The organism is Streptococcus oralis, from assembly GCF_016028255.1.
GTDB lineage: Bacteria > Bacillota > Bacilli > Lactobacillales > Streptococcaceae > Streptococcus > Streptococcus oralis_AC.
On sequence record NZ_CP065707.1, the window covers coordinates 679,371 to 700,169 of the forward strand.

Here is a 20,799-nt window from a genome sequence, read left to right on the forward strand (position 1 = left end):
TTTTCATTGAGTATTAGTTCTTTTTCTTGTTTTTCATCAACCATCCAAGTCCGAGAAGAGCAAGGATGCTGAATCCAGCAAGAGCAAGGAGGGATTTGCTCTCAGTTCCTGTGTTTGGAAGGAGGTTCCGAGAGTGAGCCTCTGTAGCAGTTTCTTGAGTTTCAGGATTGGCTGCTAGGTTTTGGATTTGGCCATGTTCTGGTTCAACTTCCAAGCTAGAAAGATCAAATTCTGGTTTTTCTTCCACAGCTGGAGCGACAATGGCACCACCTTGAGATAAGCGGAGAACGACAGCAGTGAGAGCGTTCAATTTCAAGCCTTTTTCAGTCCATTCGAGACCTTGAGGGTTGGCAATTCCTACGGATCCTGCTTGGTTTTCATCAGCCAAAACTTCGGCCTTTCTTAAGTGAGCAAATGCAGTTCCCAAGTTGAATTCTCGAGCCTTACTATCCGCATTGACAAAGACTGCGTAGACATCTCCATTTGGAGCGGTGATTTGGTAGCCGATGACCACGTCTTCTTTTTCAACACCATTTTGGCCTGGGACAGTAATGAGTTGGACGCGTTCTTTGATATCTTGTAGACTCTTGAGGCGGAAGGCGTCTGTAGATTGACGAAGAGCGATCAATCCTTTCATGTAGTCACGGCTCTTGACATTTTCAGGATATGCTTTGCCATCTGTAGCCTTGGTCCAATCAAACTTGTTGACAGCATCACTAGAGTCGTAAGAGTCATGGATAAAGTAAGGATAGACAAATGGCTTGCCGTCTTTGTCACGCAACAAGTGAGACTTGTTTGGAACCTTATCTTCAGGAACAGGAGTCTTATAGGCTGGATCTAGGAATTGTTTGGTACGTCCATATTCCTGACCAGAGTGGATAAAGGGAGTTCCTTGAGCAGTCAAGACCATGAGGTTTCCAAGTCGCAAACGACGATGGATTTCAGCATAGTTCTCAGCCTTGCTAGGGTCTTTTTTGATAGACTGGGCAATGATGTCAAAGAGGGTCAAGTTATCATGGGCTGCGATATACTGGATAACATCTCCAGGGTTGTCTGCTTCAAAGTTGGTTGGTTGGGCAATGAGATTTTTAAAGATGGTATTGATATCGCGTTTGCCACCTGTGATAAAGGCCGGTTGACCTTCGTTTGGATAGCCAGACTTGAGGTTGTTGCGGATGTCGTCTGAAAAGACAGCGACAGTATCTGTTTTCTTCATCCAATCTTGGTCAGCAGGTTGTACAGGCGTATTTTCATCACCAGTATAGGTTCTCCAGCCTTCACCTAGCATGATAAGATTTGGATTGAGGGCGCGTGCAGCCTTGTATGCTTCTTCGATTGAAGCCGCATCGTGATCACCCATCATATCGAAGCGGAAACCATCCACTTTGTAGGTTTCAACCAGATACTTGATAGAGTCTACCAAGACACGTTTAGACATGTAGTGGGTTGTTCCCAAACGACCGCCTCCAAAGTTAGTACGTGGAGTTCCGTCTGCGTCCATAAAGTGATAGTAGTTTGGCTCAATATCCTCAAAAATATCAACATTGGCAGTATGGTTGTAGACCACGTCCAAGATAGCCCCCATGCCACGTTTGTGGATTTCGTTGATGAGATTTTTGAATTCGGCAATTCGTTTTTCTGGATCCTTAGGATCGCTTGAGTACATACCAGTCAAGGAGAAGTAGTTTTGAGGGTCATATCCCCAGTTGTAGTTGCTGTTGCTTGAAGCGTAGGCAGACAAACGTTCTTGGTTCTTCAATTCATTGACAAAGTAGTAAGACAAGACTGGAAGGAGCTGGATATGAGTCACACCCAAGTCTTTGAGATAGTCTAGTTTTTCGATAAAGGCTTCAAAGGTACCAAATGGTTTGGTCAAGTCTTTTGCGATGGCAGGATCCGAAGTGAAGTCACGTACATGAGCCTCATAGATGATGGCATCTTCACGCGATTTGAAGTTGCGAATCTTCCCATAGGTCAAGTCTTGCGGACCTAACTTCGCTGGATCGACAAAGGCAGCTTTAGCGACCTTATGAGCGGCATCTGTTTTTGCTAGGTCACTGTTCCAAGCCGCTAATGATTTGGCATAAGGGTCAAGAACGAGGACAGTTTTACCTTGTCGCTCGATTTGGTAGTGGTAGTAATAGCCAGTGTAGTTGCTGATACCGAGACCAGAGTTTACATCCAGAGTTTGTTTCCAGGTTCCTTTTTCTCCTTTTTCAAGGGCGACAGTTCCGACTACCTTTTCAGGGTCTTTCTTGTCATAGACAACAACGGAAACCTTATCAGCACTTGGAGACCAGAGGGTGAGGTCAACACGCTTGCCATCTTCTTTCAGAGTTGCGCCGAGTGGACCATCGTAACTGTAGGTCTCATCCTTGAGGCGCCAGCTTGAACGTGTCGTAAAGCGGTCTGAATTGTAGCTGACAGTGTACGGGTGTTGGGTGTCAGAGAAGTCGCCGATGTAGGTCACTTTTTTACCTGCCTCATCCACTTCTGCGTCTGTGATAGCTACTTTATTCCCTTGGTAATCAGTGATGCTGGAGTGTTTGAGGATATCGTCTTTCTTAGCTCCAACGAGGGTAGAAAAACTGCTTTCGATACGAGATTTAGCCACGTGTTGGGCACCAGTCATGCGGATATCGTGAACGTAGTAGGGGTTGGTATAGATGGTTTCGTCATCATCTTTGAGGAAAATCTGACTGTGATTTTTTAGATCAGTGAATTTATAATCTTCTTTTCTGATTTTCACATCATCGCCTTTCTTGCTTTCGTCTAGTAATAAAAATCCAAATTCTCTCGCAGCTTCATTGAGTGGGATATCAATGTAACGGCCATGTTTTCCAGTTGCGGTAAAGTCAGTACCGTCAGGCCATTCTCCACTGCTTGGGTTTTTGACATCGCCCCAATACCAGAGAGATTTTTTGTCATAGTTGCCATCGGTGCGATAGTAGTTGACACGAATAGTTCCTGCTGGTTGAGGGCGGTAGTTGTATACCTTGTAGTTTTCATCTAGCCAGGCCTCGTTCATTTTTGGAGAGAGGCGCTCTACAGAACGATCCCCTGTCAGGTTATCCCCCTTGGTATTGTTGATAAGGAAGCTGACTTTCTTGGCTTGCACATTTTTGAGTTTGACATCTAGATAATAGCCGTAGTCATCTTGCTTGGCATCCTTGAAGGACTTGGCTCCATTGGGCCAGTTTTCAGACGGTTTTTCAACATCGTCCCAAGTCCAAAGACCTTGAGAATCTTTGTTTTCTTCAGGGAGTTTTTTTACATGGATGCGGAAGTGGTTGTCTGCGATGGGTTCTTCAGAGGATGCATCAGCTTGTGGTTTTTGATCTGAAGTTGGCGTCGAAGTGCTGGCATTTACTTTCTCTTCCTTGCTGTTAGCTTGGCTTGTAGTAGTATCTTCTGTTTTAGGTGTTTCTGGTGCTGTAGTAGTTTCCACAGCTGGAGCTTCTTTTTTAGCGTCCAGGGAAGCGTTTGCATTCTTTTGTTTAGAAATAGGCGTTCCCGTTTGAGTTTGACTAATTTCAGTCTCAGTAGGGGCCTTGGTCACAGCGCTGGTATTTTTCTGAGTTTGAGGAAGGTTTTCGTTGGCCGAAATAGTTGGCATTGTAGCAGAAAGCAAGACAATGCTAGCACCAATAAGGACAGAACCAGTTCCGTTCTTCAAGGAACGGATACCGTAAATCATTTTTTTCTCAGTTTGAGATGGGATCTTTTTCATCACAATTCTCCTTGTGTAGTTGTTCCTTATCAGTATAGCACGAGGTAAATATTAGTGCAAGCGTTTTCCTAGTTTTTTGAGAGAAAATATAATGCTTCATTCTCTTGAAATTTTAAAATAATATATAGGAAAAGATTGTTTAAAAAATAGTAAAAAAATCTTGAAAAATCTAGCTAAATAAGGTATAATATGAATAATCATTTGTCGTAGGTTTTGTCTGAAATATTGTCCAGACAGGACTCACAGCAGTTAAATCTTCTGAAAAAGTCGGATTTAGCTGCTCTTTTTGTGCTTTTTTTCAGGTTCTCGAGTGCTTGTAACAAAAATTTAAAGATTCTGAAAATTTATCAAAAGGACAAGGTGATAGGGGTTTGACAACCATTTAATGATAATCAATAGCCTGATGAAGCAGGCTTGGAACTTATTTACAAAGGAGAATCATCTTGGCAGGACATGACGTTCAATACGGGAAACATCGTACCCGTCGTAGTTTTTCAAGAATCAAAGAAGTTCTTGACTTACCAAATTTGATTGAAATTCAAACAGATTCATTCAAAGCTTTCCTAGACCATGGTCTTAAGGAAGTGTTTGAAGATGTATTGCCAATTTCAAACTTCACAGACACAATGGAGTTGGAATTTGTTGGCTATGAAATCAAGGAACCCAAATACACGCTCGAAGAAGCACGTATCCACGATGCTAGCTACTCAGCACCAATTTTTGTAACCTTCCGCTTGATTAATAAAGAAACAGGCGAAATCAAGACCCAAGAAGTCTTCTTTGGTGATTTCCCAATCATGACCGAAATGGGTACTTTCATCATCAATGGTGGTGAACGTATTATCGTTTCTCAGTTGGTCCGCTCACCAGGTGTTTACTTTAATGACAAAGTAGACAAGAACGGTAAAGTGGGCTACGGTTCTACTGTTATCCCTAACCGTGGAGCTTGGTTGGAACTTGAAAGCGACTCAAAAGACATCGCTTATACTCGTATCGACCGTACTCGTAAGATTCCATTTACGACCTTGGTTCGTGCGCTTGGTTTCTCTGGTGATGATGAAATCTTTGATATCTTTGGTGACAGCGAATTGGTTCGCAATACTGTTGAAAAAGATATCCACAAGAACCCAATGGACTCTCGCACAGACGAAGCATTGAAGGAAATCTACGAACGCCTTCGTCCAGGTGAGCCTAAGACTGCCGAAAGCTCACGTAGCTTGCTTGTGGCACGATTCTTCGACCCACGTCGCTACGATTTGGCAGCCGTTGGTCGCTACAAAATCAATAAAAAACTCAATGTAAAAACACGCTTGCTCAACCAAACCATCGCTGAGCCATTGGTAGATCCTGAAACGGGTGAAATCTTGGTAGAAGCTGGAACCGTTATGACTCGTAGCGTGATTGAAAGCATCGAGCACCACTTGGATGGCGACTTGAACAAGATCGTTTATATTCCAAATGATGCAGCTGTTCTGACAGAACCAGTTGTCCTTCAAAAATTCAAGGTTGTTGCGCCAACGGATCCAGACCGTGTTGTAACTATCATTGGTAATGCTAATCCTGATGACAAGGTTCGTGTTGTAACTCCTGCGGATATCCTTGCTGAGATGAGCTACTTCCTCAACTTGGCTGAAGGTATCGGACGTGTGGATGATATCGACCACCTCGGAAACCGTCGTATCCGTGCAGTTGGTGAATTGCTTGCAAATCAAGTTCGCCTTGGACTTTCTCGTATGGAACGTAATGTCCGTGAGCGTATGTCTGTTCAAGACAATGAAGTTTTGACACCGCAACAAATCATTAACATCCGTCCTGTAACAGCTGCAGTCAAAGAATTCTTTGGTTCATCACAGTTGTCACAGTTCATGGACCAACACAACCCGCTTTCTGAGTTGTCTCACAAACGTCGCTTGTCAGCCTTGGGACCTGGTGGTTTGACACGTGACCGTGCTGGATATGAAGTACGTGACGTGCATTACACTCACTACGGTCGTATGTGTCCAATCGAGACACCTGAAGGACCGAACATCGGTTTGATCAATAACTTGTCCTCATACGGACACTTGAACAAATATGGTTTTGTTCAAACACCATACCGTAAGGTTGACCGTGAAACAGGTGTTGTGACCAATGAAATCGTTTGGTTGACAGCCGATGAAGAAGATGAATTTACTGTAGCGCAGGCTAACTCTCGCCTCAACGAAGACGGTACTTTTGCTGAGAAAGTTGTCATGGGACGTCACCAAGGGGTCAACCAAGAGTATCCAGCAGAAGTGGTTGACTACATGGACGTATCACCAAAGCAGGTAGTTGCTGTTGCGACAGCATGTATTCCTTTCTTGGAAAACGATGACTCCAACCGTGCCCTCATGGGTGCCAACATGCAACGTCAGGCTGTGCCATTGATTGATCCAAAAGCACCTTATGTTGGTACTGGTATGGAATACCAAGCAGCTCATGACTCTGGTGCTGCTGTTATTGCTCAGTATGATGGTAAAGTTACATACGCAGATGCTGACAAGGTAGAAGTACGCCGTGAAGATGGTTCACTAGATGTTTACCACATCCAAAAATTCCGTCGTTCAAACTCAGGTACTGCCTACAACCAACGCACTCTCGTTAAAGTTGGCGATGTCGTTGAAAAAGGCGACTTTATCGCTGACGGACCTTCTATGGAAAAAGGGGAAATGGCGCTTGGACAAAACCCAATCGTTGCCTACATGACATGGGAAGGTTACAACTTCGAGGATGCCGTTATCATGAGCGAACGCTTGGTCAAAGACGATGTCTACACATCTGTCCACCTCGAAGAATATGAATCAGAAACCCGCGATACAAAGCTTGGGCCTGAAGAAATTACTCGTGAAATTCCAAACGTTGGTGAAGATGCCCTTAAAGACCTTGACGAGATGGGTATTATCCGTATCGGTGCTGAGGTTAAAGAAGGCGATATTCTTGTAGGTAAAGTAACACCTAAGGGTGAAAAAGACCTTTCAGCTGAAGAACGTCTCTTGCACGCTATCTTCGGAGACAAGTCTCGTGAAGTTCGTGACACTTCTCTTCGTGTACCTCACGGTGCCGATGGTGTCGTTCGTGATGTTAAGATCTTTACACGTGCAAATGGAGATGAGTTGCAATCAGGTGTTAACATGCTAGTTCGTGTCTACATCGCTCAAAAACGTAAGATCAAGGTCGGAGATAAGATGGCCGGACGTCACGGAAACAAAGGGGTTGTCTCTCGTATCGTTCCTGTAGAAGACATGCCTTACCTTCCAGATGGAACTCCAGTCGATATCATGTTGAACCCACTTGGGGTGCCATCACGTATGAATATCGGTCAGGTTATGGAGCTTCACCTTGGTATGGCAGCTCGTACTCTTGGTATCCACATCGCGACGCCAGTCTTTGACGGAGCAAGTTCTGAAGACCTTTGGTCAACCGTTAAAGAAGCAGGGATGGATAGCGATGCCAAGACAATCCTTTACGATGGACGTACAGGTGAGCCGTTTGACAACCGTGTATCAGTTGGTGTCATGTACATGATCAAACTCCACCACATGGTTGACGATAAATTGCACGCGCGTTCAGTCGGACCATACTCAACCGTTACCCAACAACCACTCGGAGGTAAAGCTCAGTTTGGTGGACAACGTTTCGGTGAGATGGAGGTTTGGGCTCTTGAAGCCTACGGTGCGTCAAATGTCCTTCAAGAAATCTTGACCTACAAGTCTGACGATATCAACGGACGTTTGAAAGCTTATGAAGCCATTACAAAAGGAAAACCAATTCCAAAACCAGGTGTCCCAGAATCCTTCCGAGTTCTTGTAAAAGAATTGCAGTCTCTTGGTCTTGACATGCGTGTCCTTGACGAAGATGATCAAGAAGTGGAACTTCGTGACTTGGATGAAGGAATGGACGAAGATGTCATCCACGTAGATGACCTTGAAAAAGCCCGCGAAAAAGCAGCCCAAGATGCAAAAGCAGCATTTGAAGCTGAAGAAACTGCAAAAGCGGGAACAACAGAAGAAGCTGCTGACCAAGAATAAGCAGTTCACTTAGAATAGAAAGGGAAGAAATAGTGGTTGATGTAAATCGTTTTAAAAGTATGCAAATCACCCTAGCTTCTCCAAGCAAAGTCCGTTCATGGTCTTATGGAGAAGTCAAAAAACCTGAAACAATCAATTACCGTACCTTGAAACCAGAACGTGAAGGACTCTTTGACGAAGTCATCTTTGGTCCTACAAAAGACTGGGAATGTGCTTGTGGTAAGTACAAACGCATTCGTTACAGAGGGATTGTTTGTGACCGCTGTGGGGTTGAAGTAACGCGTACGAAAGTTCGTCGTGAGCGTATGGGGCACATCGAGTTGAAAGCTCCTGTATCTCACATCTGGTATTTCAAGGGGATTCCAAGCCGTATGGGCTTGACCCTTGATATGAGCCCTCGTGCCCTCGAGGAAGTTATCTACTTTGCGGCTTATGTGGTCATTGATCCTAAGGATACACCACTTGAGCATAAGTCTATCATGACAGAGCGCGAATACCGTGAGCGCTTGCGTGAGTACGGTTATGGATCATTCGTTGCCAAGATGGGTGCCGAAGCCATCCAAGACCTTTTGAAACAAGTAGATCTTGAAAAAGAAATTGCTGAACTCAAAGAAGAGTTGAAAACAGCTACTGGACAAAAACGTGTCAAAGCCATCCGCCGTTTGGATGTTTTAGATGCCTTTTACAAGTCTGGGAACAAACCTGAATGGATGATTCTCAATATCCTTCCAGTTATTCCACCAGATCTTCGTCCAATGTTGCAGTTGGATGGTGGCCGCTTTGCCTCATCTGACTTGAATGACCTTTACCGTCGTGTTATCAACCGTAACAACCGTTTGGCTCGTTTGCTTGAGTTGAATGCCCCAGGTATCATCGTTCAAAATGAGAAGCGTATGCTTCAAGAAGCGGTTGACGCGTTGATTGACAACGGTCGTCGTGGTCGCCCAATCACAGGACCAGGTAGCCGTCCACTCAAATCATTGAGCCACATGCTCAAAGGGAAACAAGGGCGCTTCCGTCAAAACTTGCTCGGTAAACGTGTCGACTTCTCAGGACGTTCTGTTATCGCCGTTGGTCCAACCCTTAAGATGTACCAATGTGGTGTGCCACGTGAAATGGCCATCGAGCTCTTTAAACCATTCGTTATGCGTGAAATTGTCGCTCGTGACATCGTGCAAAACGTTAAAGCAGCTAAACGCTTGGTAGAACGTGGAGATGAGCGTATCTGGGATATCCTTGAGGAAGTCATCAAAGAACACCCAGTACTTTTGAACCGCGCACCGACCCTTCACCGTTTGGGTATCCAAGCTTTCGAGCCAGTCTTAATCGATGGTAAGGCCCTTCGCTTGCACCCGCTTGTCTGTGAAGCCTACAATGCCGACTTTGACGGTGACCAAATGGCCATCCACGTACCGCTTTCAGAAGAAGCTCAAGCAGAAGCGCGTATCCTCATGCTTGCTGCTGAGCATATCTTGAACCCGAAAGATGGTAAACCAGTTGTTACTCCATCTCAGGACATGGTTTTGGGTAACTACTACTTGACTATGGAAGAAGCTGGTCGTGAAGGTGAAGGAATGGTCTTCAAAGACCGTGACGAAGCTGTTATGGCTTACCGTAATGGTTATGTTCACCTCCACTCACGTGTTGGTATTGCAACAGACAGCCTCAACAAACCATGGACAGAAGAGCAAAAACACAAGGTCTTGCTTACAACAGTTGGTAAAATCCTCTTCAACGACATCATGCCAGAGGGTCTGCCTTACTTGCAAGAACCAACAAATGCTAACTTAACAGAAGGTGTTCCAGCTAAATACTTCTTGCCACTAGGTGGAGACATCAAGGAAGCTATTCGCAATCTTGAACTCAATCCTCCATTCAAGAAGAAAAACCTTGGAAATATCATCGCTGAAATCTTCAAACGTTTCCGTACGACAGAAACTTCTGCCTTACTTGACCGCATGAAGAACCTCGGTTACCACCACTCAACTCTTGCGGGATTGACAGTGGGTATTGCCGATATCCCAGTCGTTGATGACAAGGCTGAAATCATTGAAGAATCACACAAACGTGTAGAACAAATCACCAAACAATTCCGTCGTGGTATGATCACAGACGACGAGCGTTACAATGCCGTTACAGCTGAATGGCGTGCTGCCCGTGAAAAATTAGAGAAACGTTTGGTTGCCAACCAAGATCCTAAGAACCCAATCGTTATGATGATGGACTCTGGAGCTCGTGGTAACATCTCAAACTTCTCACAGCTTGCCGGTATGCGTGGTCTGATGGCTGCTCCGAACGGACGTATCATGGAATTGCCAATCCTTTCAAACTTCCGTGAAGGTTTGTCAGTACTCGAAATGTTCTTCTCAACTCACGGTGCGCGTAAAGGTATGACCGATACAGCCCTTAAGACAGCCGACTCAGGTTACTTGACTCGTCGTTTGGTTGACGTTGCCCAAGATGTGATCATCCGTGAGGACGACTGTGGAACAGACCGTGGTCTCTTGATCCGCTCTATCGCAGAAGGAAAAGAGATGATCGAGTCTCTCGAAGAACGCCTCAATGGTCGTTACACTAAGAAAACTGTTAAACATCCAGAAACTGGTGCAGTGATCATCGGTCCAAATGAGTTGATTACAGAAGACAAGGCGCGTGAAATTGTTAATGCTGGCGTGGAAGAAGTAACCATCCGTTCCGTATTTACATGTAACACTCGTCATGGTGTCTGCCGTCACTGTTATGGTATCAACTTGGCGACAGGTGATGCGGTTGAAGTTGGTGAAGCAGTTGGTACAATCGCTGCCCAATCTATCGGGGAACCTGGTACACAGCTTACAATGCGTACCTTCCACACGGGTGGGGTTGCCTCAAATACCGATATCACTCAAGGTCTTCCTCGTGTCCAAGAAATCTTTGAAGCCCGCAATCCGAAAGGGGAAGCGGTCATCACTGAAGTCAAGGGTGAGGTTACAGCCATCGAAGAAGACGCATCAACTCGTACTAAGAAAGTCTTCGTTAAGGGTGAAACTGGCGAAGGTGAATACGTGGTGCCATTTACAGCACGTATGCGTGTCGAAGTTGGAGACCAAGTCTCTCGCGGTGCAGCATTGACAGAAGGTTCTATCCAACCGAAACGTCTCCTTGCTGTTCGCGATGTCTTGTCAGTTGAAACCTACCTTCTCGGTGAAGTACAAAAAGTTTACCGTAGCCAAGGGGTAGAAATCGGTGACAAACACATCGAGGTAATGGTTCGTCAAATGATCCGTAAAGTTCGTGTCATGGATCCAGGAGACACAGACCTCCTCATGGGTACCCTCATGGACATCAATGACTTTACAGATGCCAACAAAGATGTTCTTATCTCAGGTGGAGTTCCAGCGACAGGTCGTCCAGTCCTTATGGGAATCACCAAAGCCTCACTTGAAACAAACAGTTTCTTGTCAGCGGCTTCCTTCCAGGAAACAACTCGTGTCCTTACAGACGCAGCTATCCGTGGTAAGAAAGACCATCTCCTTGGACTCAAGGAAAATGTTATCATCGGTAAGATCATCCCAGCAGGTACTGGTATGGCTCGCTACCGTAACCTTGAACCACAAGCTATCAATGAAGAAGCATATCTGGCTCCAGAACAAGAAGAGACAGAAAATGCTCCAGTAGAGGAAGCTGTGGAAATCCAAGTTGAAGAAACAGTAGAATAAAAAGCAAATAAGAGGGCCTTCGGGTTCTCTTTTGTTTTACTCTTCTGTCTATTGGGGTTAGGTGAGCACGACGCAATATCTCTCAAATCGCTTCAACCATTTTTTATAGTTCATTTTTAAAAAGTAAATATCGGATAGGAGTCTGTCAGAGCTTAAAAATAATCCTCACCAATAATTTTCCATTTTTGTCAGTTGAGCGTTAAAATAGGACACTTGAGAAGAGGGGAGGGATTTTATCTTTCTTGCAGAGTATAATCATGTATACGAAGGGGGTACTGAAAATGATAAAATCAATTCGCATCTTATTGTTACTGGCTTTGCTTCAGATTAGTCTGAGTAGTTGCTTGCTGTGGAAGGGAGCCATCTTAACCTTAAAGCAGTCAAGCGCCTATTTTCTAGTGTTTATCGTATTGACATCAGGTCTGTGTGCGGGCATGAATTTCTTTTATACTCGAGATCAGGATGTTCATAGCATTATAAACAGTCAGAAAAAAGTGAAACTATTTTATAGTACCTTGTTGGTCTTAAACCTAGTAGGTGTCTGTCTGGTATTGTCGGAGACTATTTTAACACAGACAGCTTTTCAGCAAGAGTTGGTAGACCTTTTCTTGCCTTCCTTCTTTTTCTTGTTTGGCATTGATTTACTTGTCTTTTTACCGCTTGAAAAATACAGTCGAGAATTGGGAAGCACTCTCAATAAGAAAAAAACAGTTGTCCTGACGGTTCTGGCAACCTTGCTGTTCTTGAGAAATCCAATGACAGTTTTATCCATTGTTTTTTATGTCGGTTTGGGATTCATTTTTGCTCGGTTTTTATTTCCAAAATCTATGAGAAGAGAATTTTCCTTTTACGGTCATGTGATCCGAGATATTTTACTTGTTAGCGCCGTGTGTATATTCTTTTAAAAACACTTTTCGATCGATAAAAATCTCTTATTTTACCAAATTTGTTATAGTAAGTTTGTAAAGAAAATTTACATAAAAGAAAACTTTTTGGTATAATAGTAATATGTACACAAAAAATGAAGAAGAGCTGATCAATCTGGGAGAACGCTTAGGGACCTTGCTCCAAAAAAATGATGTTTTGATCTTGTCTGGGGAATTGGGTGCTGGTAAAACAACCTTTACCAAGGGTCTTGCCAAGGGCTTGGGTATTCGTCAGATGATCAAAAGTCCAACTTACACCATCGTGAGAGAGTATGAGGGTCGCCTTCCGCTCTACCACTTGGATGTCTATCGGATTGAGGGGGATGCTGATTCGATTGACTTGGATGAGTTTCTCTTTGGTGATGGTGTGACCGTTATAGAGTGGGGACATCTTTTGGGTGAGGATTTGCCAGATTCCTACTTGGAATTGGAACTCTTGAAAGAGGCTGAGGGTCGTCGCCTCTATTTTTCCGCTCAGGGTCCTCGTGCTGAGGAATTGATTAAGGAGCTTCAAGATGGAGTATGAACTTTGTATTCGTGAGGCTGAAGCTCATGATGCAGCTGCTTTGGTTGCATTCTTGGATCTAGTTGGTCAGGAGACAGATTTCACCAGTTTGGATGAAAATGGTATCCTGATGACAGAATCTGAAATGGCTCTTTTTATTGAAAAGCAAGCGACTTCAGATAACCAAATCACTCTCCTAGCCTTCCTGAATGATGAAATTGCAGGTGTTTTGAACATCACGGCAGAGCAGCGTATACGGATTCGCCACATCGGGGATATCTTTTTGGTCATCCAAAGGAAGTTTTGGAATCATGGCTTAGGAAGCATGCTCCTTGAAGAAGGTATTGAGTGGGCTAAAACTAGTGGAGTTTTGCATCGGTTGCAGCTCAGTGTACAAAAGCGCAACGAGGCAGCTATCCACCTCTATTCAAAATTTGGATTTGTTACAGAAGGCTTACAAGAAAGAGGAGCCTATTTAGAAGAAGGGATATTTTTAGACGTTTACCTGATGGGTAGACTGATAGATAAGTGATAAGATGGTAAAAAAAATAATCGGAATGGTGCTGGGTTTCCTAGCAGTGACAGTCGTAGGTGTAGGAATTTATGGCTACACAATCTACCAGCAGGGAACTGAAACCCTAAGTAAAAAAACTTATAAGAAAATTGGTGAAGAAACCAACGTTATCGAAGCGACAGAGCCTTTAACTATTCTCTTGATGGGGGTGGATACGGGAAATGTGGAACGTACAGACCCCTGGGCGGGAAATAGTGATTCTATGATTCTCTTGACGGTTAATCCCAAAACCAAGAAAACCACTATGATGAGTTTGGAACGGGACATTTTGACCAAGATTGAGACTGGAAACGGTCAAGTTCAGGAAGCAAAACTCAATGCTGCCTATGCCAATGGCGGTGCGGAACTTGCAATTTCTACTATTCAAAAGATGATGAATATCCACATTGACCGCTATGTGATGGTCAACATGCAAGGACTCCAGCAATTGGTGGATGCAGTTGGGGGGATCACCATCAACAATAAACTCGGTTTTCCAATTTCGATTGCTGACCAAGAAGAGTTTAATAAGATTTCTATTGGTGTTGGAGAACAAACCTTGAATGGTGAGGAAGCCTTGGTGTATTCGCGGATGCGTTACCAAGACCCTGAAGGTGACTATGGTCGTCAAAAACGTCAACGTGAAGTCATTCAAAAGATTATGGAAAAGGTCTTGAGCCTCAATAGTATCAGTCATTATCAAGCGATCCTAAAAGCGCTTAGTGATAATATGCAGACAAATGTTGATTTGTCTGCCTCCAGTATCCCACAACTACTTGGTTACCAAGATTCCTTTAAAAACATCGAAACTCATCAACTTCGTGGTGAAGATGCCGAGTTGCAAGGAATCTCTTACCAAATCGTAACGAGAGAGCATATGCTAGAAATGCAAAATCTCTTGCGTCGTTCCCTAGGGAGAGAGGATGTAGCAGAGTTGGAGACCAACGCTGTTCTGTATGAAAATCTTTATGGTCGAACAGCACCTTCCACAAATGCCTCAAACGAAGAGATAGAATAAAACAAAGAATCAAATCGTGGGACTTTCCTGCGATTTTTTCAAAAAAATTCGAATAGATAGGTAGGAGGAAAGATGAAAGCAGAAATCATTGCTGTAGGAACGGAAATTTTAACAGGGCAGATCGTCAATACCAACGCCCAGTTTTTATCAGAAAAGCTAGCAGAAATTGGAGTAGATGTCTACTTCCAAACAGCTGTCGGAGATAATGAAGCGCGTCTCATGTCCTTGCTAGAGATTGCGAGCTCGCGTAGCAATCTTGTGATTTTGACAGGTGGCTTGGGACCAACCGAGGATGATTTGACCAAACAAACTCTGGCTAAATTTTTGGGAAAAAATCTAGTGTTTGACCCTCAAGCGCAAGAGAAATTAGATATCTTTTTTGCTCATAGACCTGACTATGCTCGGACACCGAATAATGAGCGCCAAGCCCAAATTGTAGAAGGGGCGACTCCACTGCCAAATGAGACAGGTTTAGCAGTAGGAGGGGTGTTGGAAGTGGATGGTGTGACCTACGTGGTTCTCCCAGGACCTCCTAGTGAGTTGAAACCTATGGTCTTAAATCAACTCTTACCTAAGTTAATGACTGGTGCCAAGTTGTACTCACGAGTGCTCCGTTTCTTTGGGATTGGTGAAAGTCAGTTGGTGACCATTTTAGCGGATTTGATTGATAATCAAACCGACCCGACCTTGGCTCCGTATGCCAAAACGGGAGAGGTGACCTTGCGCTTGTCTACAAAAGCAGTCAGTCAAGAAAAGGCCAATCAAGCATTGGACATCTTGGAAAATCAAATCTTAGATCGCCAGACTTTCGAGGGAATTTCTCTACGAAACATCTGTTATGGATATGGGGAAGAAACCAGCCTAGCAAGTGTCGTTGTAGAAGAACTAAAGAAGAGACAGAAAAGCATTACTGCGGCAGAAAGCTTGACAGCAGGCCTCTTTCAAGCGACATTAGCAGACTTTTCAGGTGTTTCAGCTATCTTTAATGGTGGTTTTGTCACTTACAGTCTAGAAGAAAAGTCCAAGATGCTGGAAATTGCCGAGCAAGAGCTAAAAGAGCACGGGGTCGTTTCTGAGTTTACAGCTCGAAAAATGGCAGAGCAGGCACGGCTCAAGACTCAGTCTGATTATGGAGTCAGTTTGACAGGTGTGGCAGGGCCAGATAGCCTAGAGGGTCATCCAGCTGGGACGGTCTTTATTGGCTTGGCACATGCAAAAGGGACAGAGGTTATCAAGGCCAATATCGCAGGAAGAAGTCGAGCAGATGTTCGTCAGATTGCGGTTATGCATGCCTTTAACCTAGTTCGCAAGGCTTTATTAAGTGACTAACTTTTGATATAATAGTAGATAGGTCTAAGGACCGGTAGAATATAGGAGAACAGAATGGCGAAAAAACCAACAAAAAAATTAGATGAAATTGGGAAAAAATTTGGAGCGGATCGTGAAAAAGCCTTGAACGATGCTCTTAAACTGATTGAAAAAGACTTCGGTAAAGGCTCAATCATGCGTTTGGGCGAGCGTGCGGAGCAAAAAGTGCAAGTCATGAGTTCAGGCTCATTGGCTCTGGACATTGCCCTTGGTTCAGGTGGTTATCCTAAAGGACGTATCATCGAAATCTACGGACCAGAATCATCTGGTAAGACAACGGTTGCCCTTCACGCTGTTGCGCAAGCACAGAAAGAAGGTGGTATCGCAGCCTTTATCGATGCGGAACATGCCCTTGATCCAGCCTATGCAGCAGCCCTTGGTGTGAACATTGACGAATTACTCTTGTCACAACCAGACTCAGGAGAGCAAGGTCTTGAAATTGCTGGAAAATTGATTGACTCAGGTGCAGTTGACCTTGTCGTTATCGACTCGGTTGCGGCCCTTGTACCTCGTGCAGAAATTGATGGGGATATTGGAGACAGTCACGTTGGTTTGCAGGCTCGTATGATGAGCCAGGCCATGCGTAAACTCGGAGCTTCTATCAATAAAACTAAAACAATTGCCATCTTTATCAACCAATTGCGTGAAAAAGTTGGGGTCATGTTTGGAAATCCAGAAACAACACCTGGTGGACGTGCTCTGAAATTCTATGCTTCAGTCCGTTTGGATGTTCGTGGAAGCACACAAATCAAGGGAACTGGTGACCAAAAAGATACCAATGTCGGTAAGGAAACCAAGATCAAGGTCGTGAAAAACAAGGTGGCTCCACCATTTAAGGAAGCCTTTGTTGAAATCATGTACGGAGAAGGTATTTCTAAGACCGGTGAGCTCTTGAAGATTGCAAGTGATTTGGATATCATCAAAAAAGCAGGAGCTTGGTACTCTTACAAGGATGAAAAGATCGGTCAGGGTTCTGAAAATGCTAAGAAATACTTGGCAGATCACCCAGAAGTCTTTGATGAGATTGACCATCAAGTTCGTGTTCAATATGGCTTGATTGAAGATGAAGAAGGGACAACTTCTACTTCTGTCGCAGAAGATCTAGCACCTAACCAAGAAGTAACACTTGACCTAGGCGATGGACTTGAAATCGAAATTGAAGAATAACATAAAAAGTAGCAGATAGGAACTGCTACTTTTTATGTTTATTTCAGATGAAAGAACTAATGATCACTAAAACGACGGTATTCGATGTGAAAGTCAAAATAATGTTCATCCTGTAACTTTTGGAAGATGTCGCGATAGGCTTCTTCGTCAAAATGGTCGCCACGGTAGAGGATTTCAAAACTCAGATCATCGTACTCTAGAAAAGCGTTGGCTGTTTTAAAGCCATTTTGGCGATAGAAATCCATGCGAGCCTTTCTCTGCTCCAAGTTATCGCATTCTTCATCCAAGCGCTCGACTTCCAGCAACATGGTTCGCTGGTAAAAATCTGTCAGCTTTTCGATGATTTCCTTTCCGTATCCATGGCTCCTCAAGTGGGGCATGATGGCAAAAAAGCTGATATAGAAGGCTTTTTGATTGGAGATGGAGAAGGCAAAGCCGACAAACTCTTCTTGGTTATAAAAGGCAAAAAAGTGGGCGTCATCTCGGTCCTGATAGCGCAAGAACTCAGACAGAGGGACTCGTTCTTCCTCGGGGAAAGCTTCCTTGTTTAGCTTTTCAACCTTATCAAGATCTGGAAATGCATCGGTTATTAATTGACTGGTCAAACTCATAAGTGACCTCCTTTTCTTGATTATAGCAAATTGTCTCTCTGTAAGCAATTGATTTTAAGAAAGCCAAGCAATCCTTGTCGCTCTTCCAGAAAGCTGATATAATAGCTTTATGAATAAGAAACGAACAGTGGACCTGATACATGGTCCTATTCTTCCTTCGCTCTTGAGTTTTGCCTTTCCAATCTTGCTGTCCAATATTTTCCAGCAGCTCTATAACACTGCTGATGTCTTGATTGTTGGGCGTTTTCTTGGACAAGATTCTTTGGCTGCGGTTGGGGCAACAACTGCCATTTTTGATTTGATTATAGGCTTTACACTTGGTGTTGGCAATGGAATGGGGATTGTCATTGCCCGCTATTATGGGGCTCGGAATTTCACCAAAATCAAGGAAGCAGTAGCAGCCACCTGGATTTTAGGAACTCTGTTGAGTATTGTAGTTATGCTACTGGGCTTTCTTGGTTTGTATCCTCTCTTGCAATACTTAGATACCCCTGCAGAAATCCTTCCTCAGTCCTATCAATATATATCTATGATTGTGACCTGTGTCGGTGTCAGCTTTGCATATAATCTTTTTGCAGGCTTGTTGAGGTCCATTGGGGACAGTCTAGCAGCCCTTGGCTTTCTGATTTTCTCTGCTTTGGTTAATGTGGTTCTGGATCTCTATTTCATTACGCAACTGCATCTGGGAGTTCAATCTGCGGGCCTTGCTACCATCATTTCGCAGGGGCTATCAGCGATACTCTGTTTCTACTATATCCGCAAGAGTGTTCCAGAACTTCTTCCTAGTCTCAAGCATTTCAAATGGAACAAGGCCTTATATGCAGATCTCTTAGAGCAGGGGTTAGCTATGGGCTTGATGAGTTCCATTGTGTCTATCGGTAGTGTGATTTTACAATCTTCTGTTAATACCTTTGGTGCAGTGATTATTAGTGCCCAGACGGCAGCTCGACGCATTATGGCCTTTGCCCTTCTTCCTATGACTGCTATTTCTGCCTCGATGACGACCTTTGCTTCTCAGAATTTGGGTGCCAAGCGACCAGACCGCATTGTTCAAGGACTTCGAATCGGCAGTCGTTTAAGTATGTCCTGGGCAGTCTTTGTTTGTGTCTTCCTCTTTTTTGCCAGTCCTACCTTAGTTTCCTTCTTGGCGACTTCGACGGATGGATACTTAGTAGAAAATGGTAGCCTCTACCTGCAAATCAGCTCAGCCTTTTATCCCATTTTGAGCCTCTTGTTGATTTATCGCAATTGCTTGCAGGGCTTGGGGCAAAAGATCCTTCCCTTAGTTTCTAGCTTTATTGAACTAATCGGAAAAATCGCTTTTGTGGTCTTGATTATTCCTTGGGCGGGCTATAAGGGTGTTATCCTTTGCGAACCTCTAATCTGGGTTGCCATGACCATCCAACTGTACTTCTCACTGTTCCGTCATCCTTTGATAAAAGAAGGCAAGGCCATCTTGGCAACTAAAGTATCATCCTAGCTCGATTTGCTAAATAAAATCCATTTCCTCTAGTGAAAATCGAAAAAACTTGTGTTATAATAAGAAAGATTAAAATGTGAAAAAAGGAGATTCCTAATGGGACGTAAATGGGCCAATATCGTAGCCAAGAAAACGGCTAAAGATGGAGCTAACTCTAAAGTATATGCAAAATTTGGTGTAGAAATCTATGTAGCAGCTAAAAAAGGTGATCCAGACCCAGAATCAAACACTGCCTTGAAATTCGTTATCGACCGTGCCAAACAAGCCCAAGTGCCAAAACACGTTATCGATAAAGCGATTGATAAAGCAAAAGGAAATACAGACGAAACCTTTACAGAAGGACGTTACGAAGGTTTTGGACCAAACGGTTCTATGTTGATTGTTGATACCTTGACTTCTAACGTTAACCGTACTGCAGCCAATGTCCGTGCTGCTTTTGGTAAAAACGGCGGAAACATGGGTGCTTCAGGTTCGGTTTCATACCTTTTTGACAACAAGGGTGTTATCGTATTTGCGGGAGAAGATGCTGATGCGGTCTTTGAACAATTGCTAGAAGCAGATGTTGATGTGGACGATGTAGAAGCAGAAGAAGGAACAATCACTGTTTACACAGCTCCAACTGACCTTCACAAGGCTATCGTTGCCCTTCGTGAGTCAGGTATTGAAGAATTCCAAGTGACTGAATTGGAAATGATTCCTCAGTCAGAAGTGGAATTGTCAGGTGATGACCTTGAAACCTTTGAAAAACTTTACAGCGTTCTTGAAGACGACGAAGACGTACAAAAGATCTACACAAACGTAGATGGATTCTAATAGAAAAGCGAACAGACTTGCTAGCTGTTCGCTTTTTATATTTGAGATTAGATTCTGGTTCCAGAATCTCTTTGCTGCTGGCTTTCTCCTAGGCCTACAGCTATTTTATGAACGAGTAAGAGTTGACCATTATCCTGTTTTACAAAGGTTAGAGTAACGGTTTTGATTCTATCATTAATGCCAATATAGGTAATTTTCTTGGTGTCGTAGCCCTCAATGATTGAATCAAATTCGGAATTTGGTAGTCCGTGTTTTTTGATAATATCCTTGTAGTTGGTACCACCTTTTCCTTTATTGTCAAGGTCACCTTCGATTAAGGCGTCGAACTGTTCTTGGGTCCAGGTGAAGGTATCGTCTTCTTCCTCTTCAGGGATGGAATAGGCGCTATCATCTGTCAAGTCGCTTTCTTCTTCGCGTTCCATTGAGGAACTTGCCTCCCTATAGGAACGGTTAAACTCCCTGGCAAACTCTTTGTAGACATTAGCGTACAGTATCTGGGTCGTAAAGAAAAGTACAACAGAAGCAATTGCTAGGGATGTTCCGATAATGGCCATCGTTTTCCGTTTTTTAAGGTTGACGATAAGGCCGATAATGCCCAAGATCAAAGCGACAATAGCGATGAAAAACGATAGATAGTTAATAAACGGAATCCAAGACCCTAAAAGTGCGATAGCTCCAAAAATAGTTGCTAAAATTCCTAAAACTTTTTGTTCTTCTGGTTTCATTTGAAAGTTTTCTCCCTTCATCGAGTGAATGGATTTCTATCCATGGTAGTTAGTGCTTATTATAGAAAAAATATTGCATAATGTCAATTTGTGCCAAAATAGTTCTCTAGGAAACTTTTTTCTTGACATCTCTTCTGAAAGTGATAAAATAGTTCTCAT

13 protein-coding genes are annotated in these 20,799 nt (G+C 43.6%); 10 read left to right on the forward strand and 3 right to left on the reverse strand.

Going from position 1 to position 20,799, the window contains the following annotated elements:
- Positions 1-13: 13 nt before the first annotated feature.
- Positions 14-3,730, reverse strand: coding sequence for a pullulanase (locus I6G42_RS03515; RefSeq protein ID WP_038804180.1), 3,717 nt, complete (start codon positions 3,728-3,730; stop codon positions 14-16).
- A gap of 443 nt (positions 3,731-4,173) precedes the next feature.
- Between I6G42_RS03515 and rpoB the strand changes: the two genes are divergently transcribed.
- From rpoB to recA, 8 genes are all read left to right on the forward strand, one after another.
- The gene (gene rpoB / locus I6G42_RS03520) at positions 4,174-7,776 is read left to right on the forward strand and encodes a DNA-directed RNA polymerase subunit beta (RefSeq protein ID WP_038804179.1); all 3,603 of its coding nucleotides are present in this window, start codon (positions 4,174-4,176) and stop codon (positions 7,774-7,776) included.
- A 32-nt stretch (positions 7,777-7,808) separates the two neighbouring features.
- Positions 7,809-11,474: a DNA-directed RNA polymerase subunit beta' gene (gene rpoC, locus I6G42_RS03525; RefSeq protein WP_038804178.1), complete on the forward strand. Its 3,666-nt coding sequence runs from the start codon at positions 7,809-7,811 to the stop codon at positions 11,472-11,474.
- 281 nt (positions 11,475-11,755) lie between these two features.
- Complete coding sequence (locus I6G42_RS03530; protein ID WP_080641267.1) at positions 11,756-12,379, forward strand: hypothetical protein; 624 nt, start codon at positions 11,756-11,758, stop codon at positions 12,377-12,379.
- Positions 12,380-12,482: 103 nt separating this feature from the next.
- A complete protein-coding gene (gene tsaE, locus I6G42_RS03535) occupies positions 12,483-12,926 on the forward strand; it encodes a tRNA (adenosine(37)-N6)-threonylcarbamoyltransferase complex ATPase subunit type 1 TsaE (RefSeq protein ID WP_000288225.1) in 444 nt (147 codons plus the stop codon).
- Positions 12,916-13,437, forward strand: coding sequence for a GNAT family N-acetyltransferase (locus tag I6G42_RS03540; RefSeq protein WP_038804177.1), 522 nt, complete (start codon positions 12,916-12,918; stop codon positions 13,435-13,437). Before tsaE ends, I6G42_RS03540 begins: the two co-directional genes overlap by 11 nt.
- A gap of 4 nt (positions 13,438-13,441) precedes the next feature.
- Positions 13,442-14,476, forward strand: coding sequence for a biofilm formation/cell division transcriptional regulator BrpA (gene brpA / locus I6G42_RS03545; RefSeq protein ID WP_038804176.1), 1,035 nt, complete (start codon positions 13,442-13,444; stop codon positions 14,474-14,476).
- A gap of 72 nt (positions 14,477-14,548) precedes the next feature.
- Entirely contained in the window at positions 14,549-15,805 is a 1,257-nt protein-coding gene (locus tag I6G42_RS03550; protein WP_038804175.1) for a competence/damage-inducible protein A, read from the forward strand.
- A gap of 54 nt (positions 15,806-15,859) precedes the next feature.
- Positions 15,860-17,011 carry a recombinase RecA gene (gene recA / locus I6G42_RS03555; RefSeq protein ID WP_038804174.1) on the forward strand — a complete coding sequence of 384 codons (1,152 nt, stop codon included), beginning with the start codon at positions 15,860-15,862 and terminating at the stop codon, positions 17,009-17,011.
- 56 nt (positions 17,012-17,067) lie between these two features.
- Here recA and I6G42_RS03560 read toward each other — a convergent pair whose 3' ends face one another.
- Positions 17,068-17,622 (reverse strand): GNAT family N-acetyltransferase, encoded by a 555-nt coding sequence (locus I6G42_RS03560; protein WP_038804172.1) that lies wholly within the window; start codon positions 17,620-17,622, stop codon positions 17,068-17,070.
- Positions 17,623-17,731: 109 nt separating this feature from the next.
- On the opposite strand from I6G42_RS03560, the gene I6G42_RS03565 reads away from it, so the two are divergent.
- Positions 17,732-19,102 carry an MATE family efflux transporter gene (locus tag I6G42_RS03565; RefSeq protein WP_038804171.1) on the forward strand — a complete coding sequence of 457 codons (1,371 nt, stop codon included), beginning with the start codon at positions 17,732-17,734 and terminating at the stop codon, positions 19,100-19,102.
- A gap of 96 nt (positions 19,103-19,198) precedes the next feature.
- The gene (locus I6G42_RS03570; RefSeq protein WP_000532893.1) at positions 19,199-19,915 is read left to right on the forward strand and encodes a YebC/PmpR family DNA-binding transcriptional regulator; all 717 of its coding nucleotides are present in this window, start codon (positions 19,199-19,201) and stop codon (positions 19,913-19,915) included.
- A 47-nt stretch (positions 19,916-19,962) separates the two neighbouring features.
- On the opposite strand, the gene I6G42_RS03575 is transcribed toward I6G42_RS03570, so the two are convergent.
- Positions 19,963-20,661 (reverse strand): CD20-like domain-containing protein, encoded by a 699-nt coding sequence (locus I6G42_RS03575; protein ID WP_038804170.1) that lies wholly within the window; start codon positions 20,659-20,661, stop codon positions 19,963-19,965.
- Positions 20,662-20,799 lie beyond the last annotated feature (138 nt).

Coding starts and splice junctions, on each gene's coding strand:
- recA (WP_038804174.1), top strand. CDS start 15,860: ATGGCGAAAAAACCAACAAAAAAATTAGATGAAATTGGGAAAAAATTT.
- I6G42_RS03575 (WP_038804170.1), bottom strand. CDS start 20,661: ATGAAGGGAGAAAACTTTCAAATGAAACCAGAAGAACAAAAAGTTTTA.
- I6G42_RS03570 (WP_000532893.1), top strand. CDS start 19,199: ATGGGACGTAAATGGGCCAATATCGTAGCCAAGAAAACGGCTAAAGAT.
- I6G42_RS03515 (WP_038804180.1), bottom strand. CDS start 3,730: ATGAAAAAGATCCCATCTCAAACTGAGAAAAAAATGATTTACGGTATC.
- tsaE (WP_000288225.1), top strand. CDS start 12,483: ATGTACACAAAAAATGAAGAAGAGCTGATCAATCTGGGAGAACGCTTA.
- I6G42_RS03560 (WP_038804172.1), bottom strand. CDS start 17,622: ATGAGTTTGACCAGTCAATTAATAACCGATGCATTTCCAGATCTTGAT.
- I6G42_RS03540 (WP_038804177.1), top strand. CDS start 12,916: ATGGAGTATGAACTTTGTATTCGTGAGGCTGAAGCTCATGATGCAGCT.
- I6G42_RS03530 (WP_080641267.1), top strand. CDS start 11,756: ATGATAAAATCAATTCGCATCTTATTGTTACTGGCTTTGCTTCAGATT.
- I6G42_RS03550 (WP_038804175.1), top strand. CDS start 14,549: ATGAAAGCAGAAATCATTGCTGTAGGAACGGAAATTTTAACAGGGCAG.
- I6G42_RS03565 (WP_038804171.1), top strand. CDS start 17,732: ATGAATAAGAAACGAACAGTGGACCTGATACATGGTCCTATTCTTCCT.
- brpA (WP_038804176.1), top strand. CDS start 13,442: ATGGTAAAAAAAATAATCGGAATGGTGCTGGGTTTCCTAGCAGTGACA.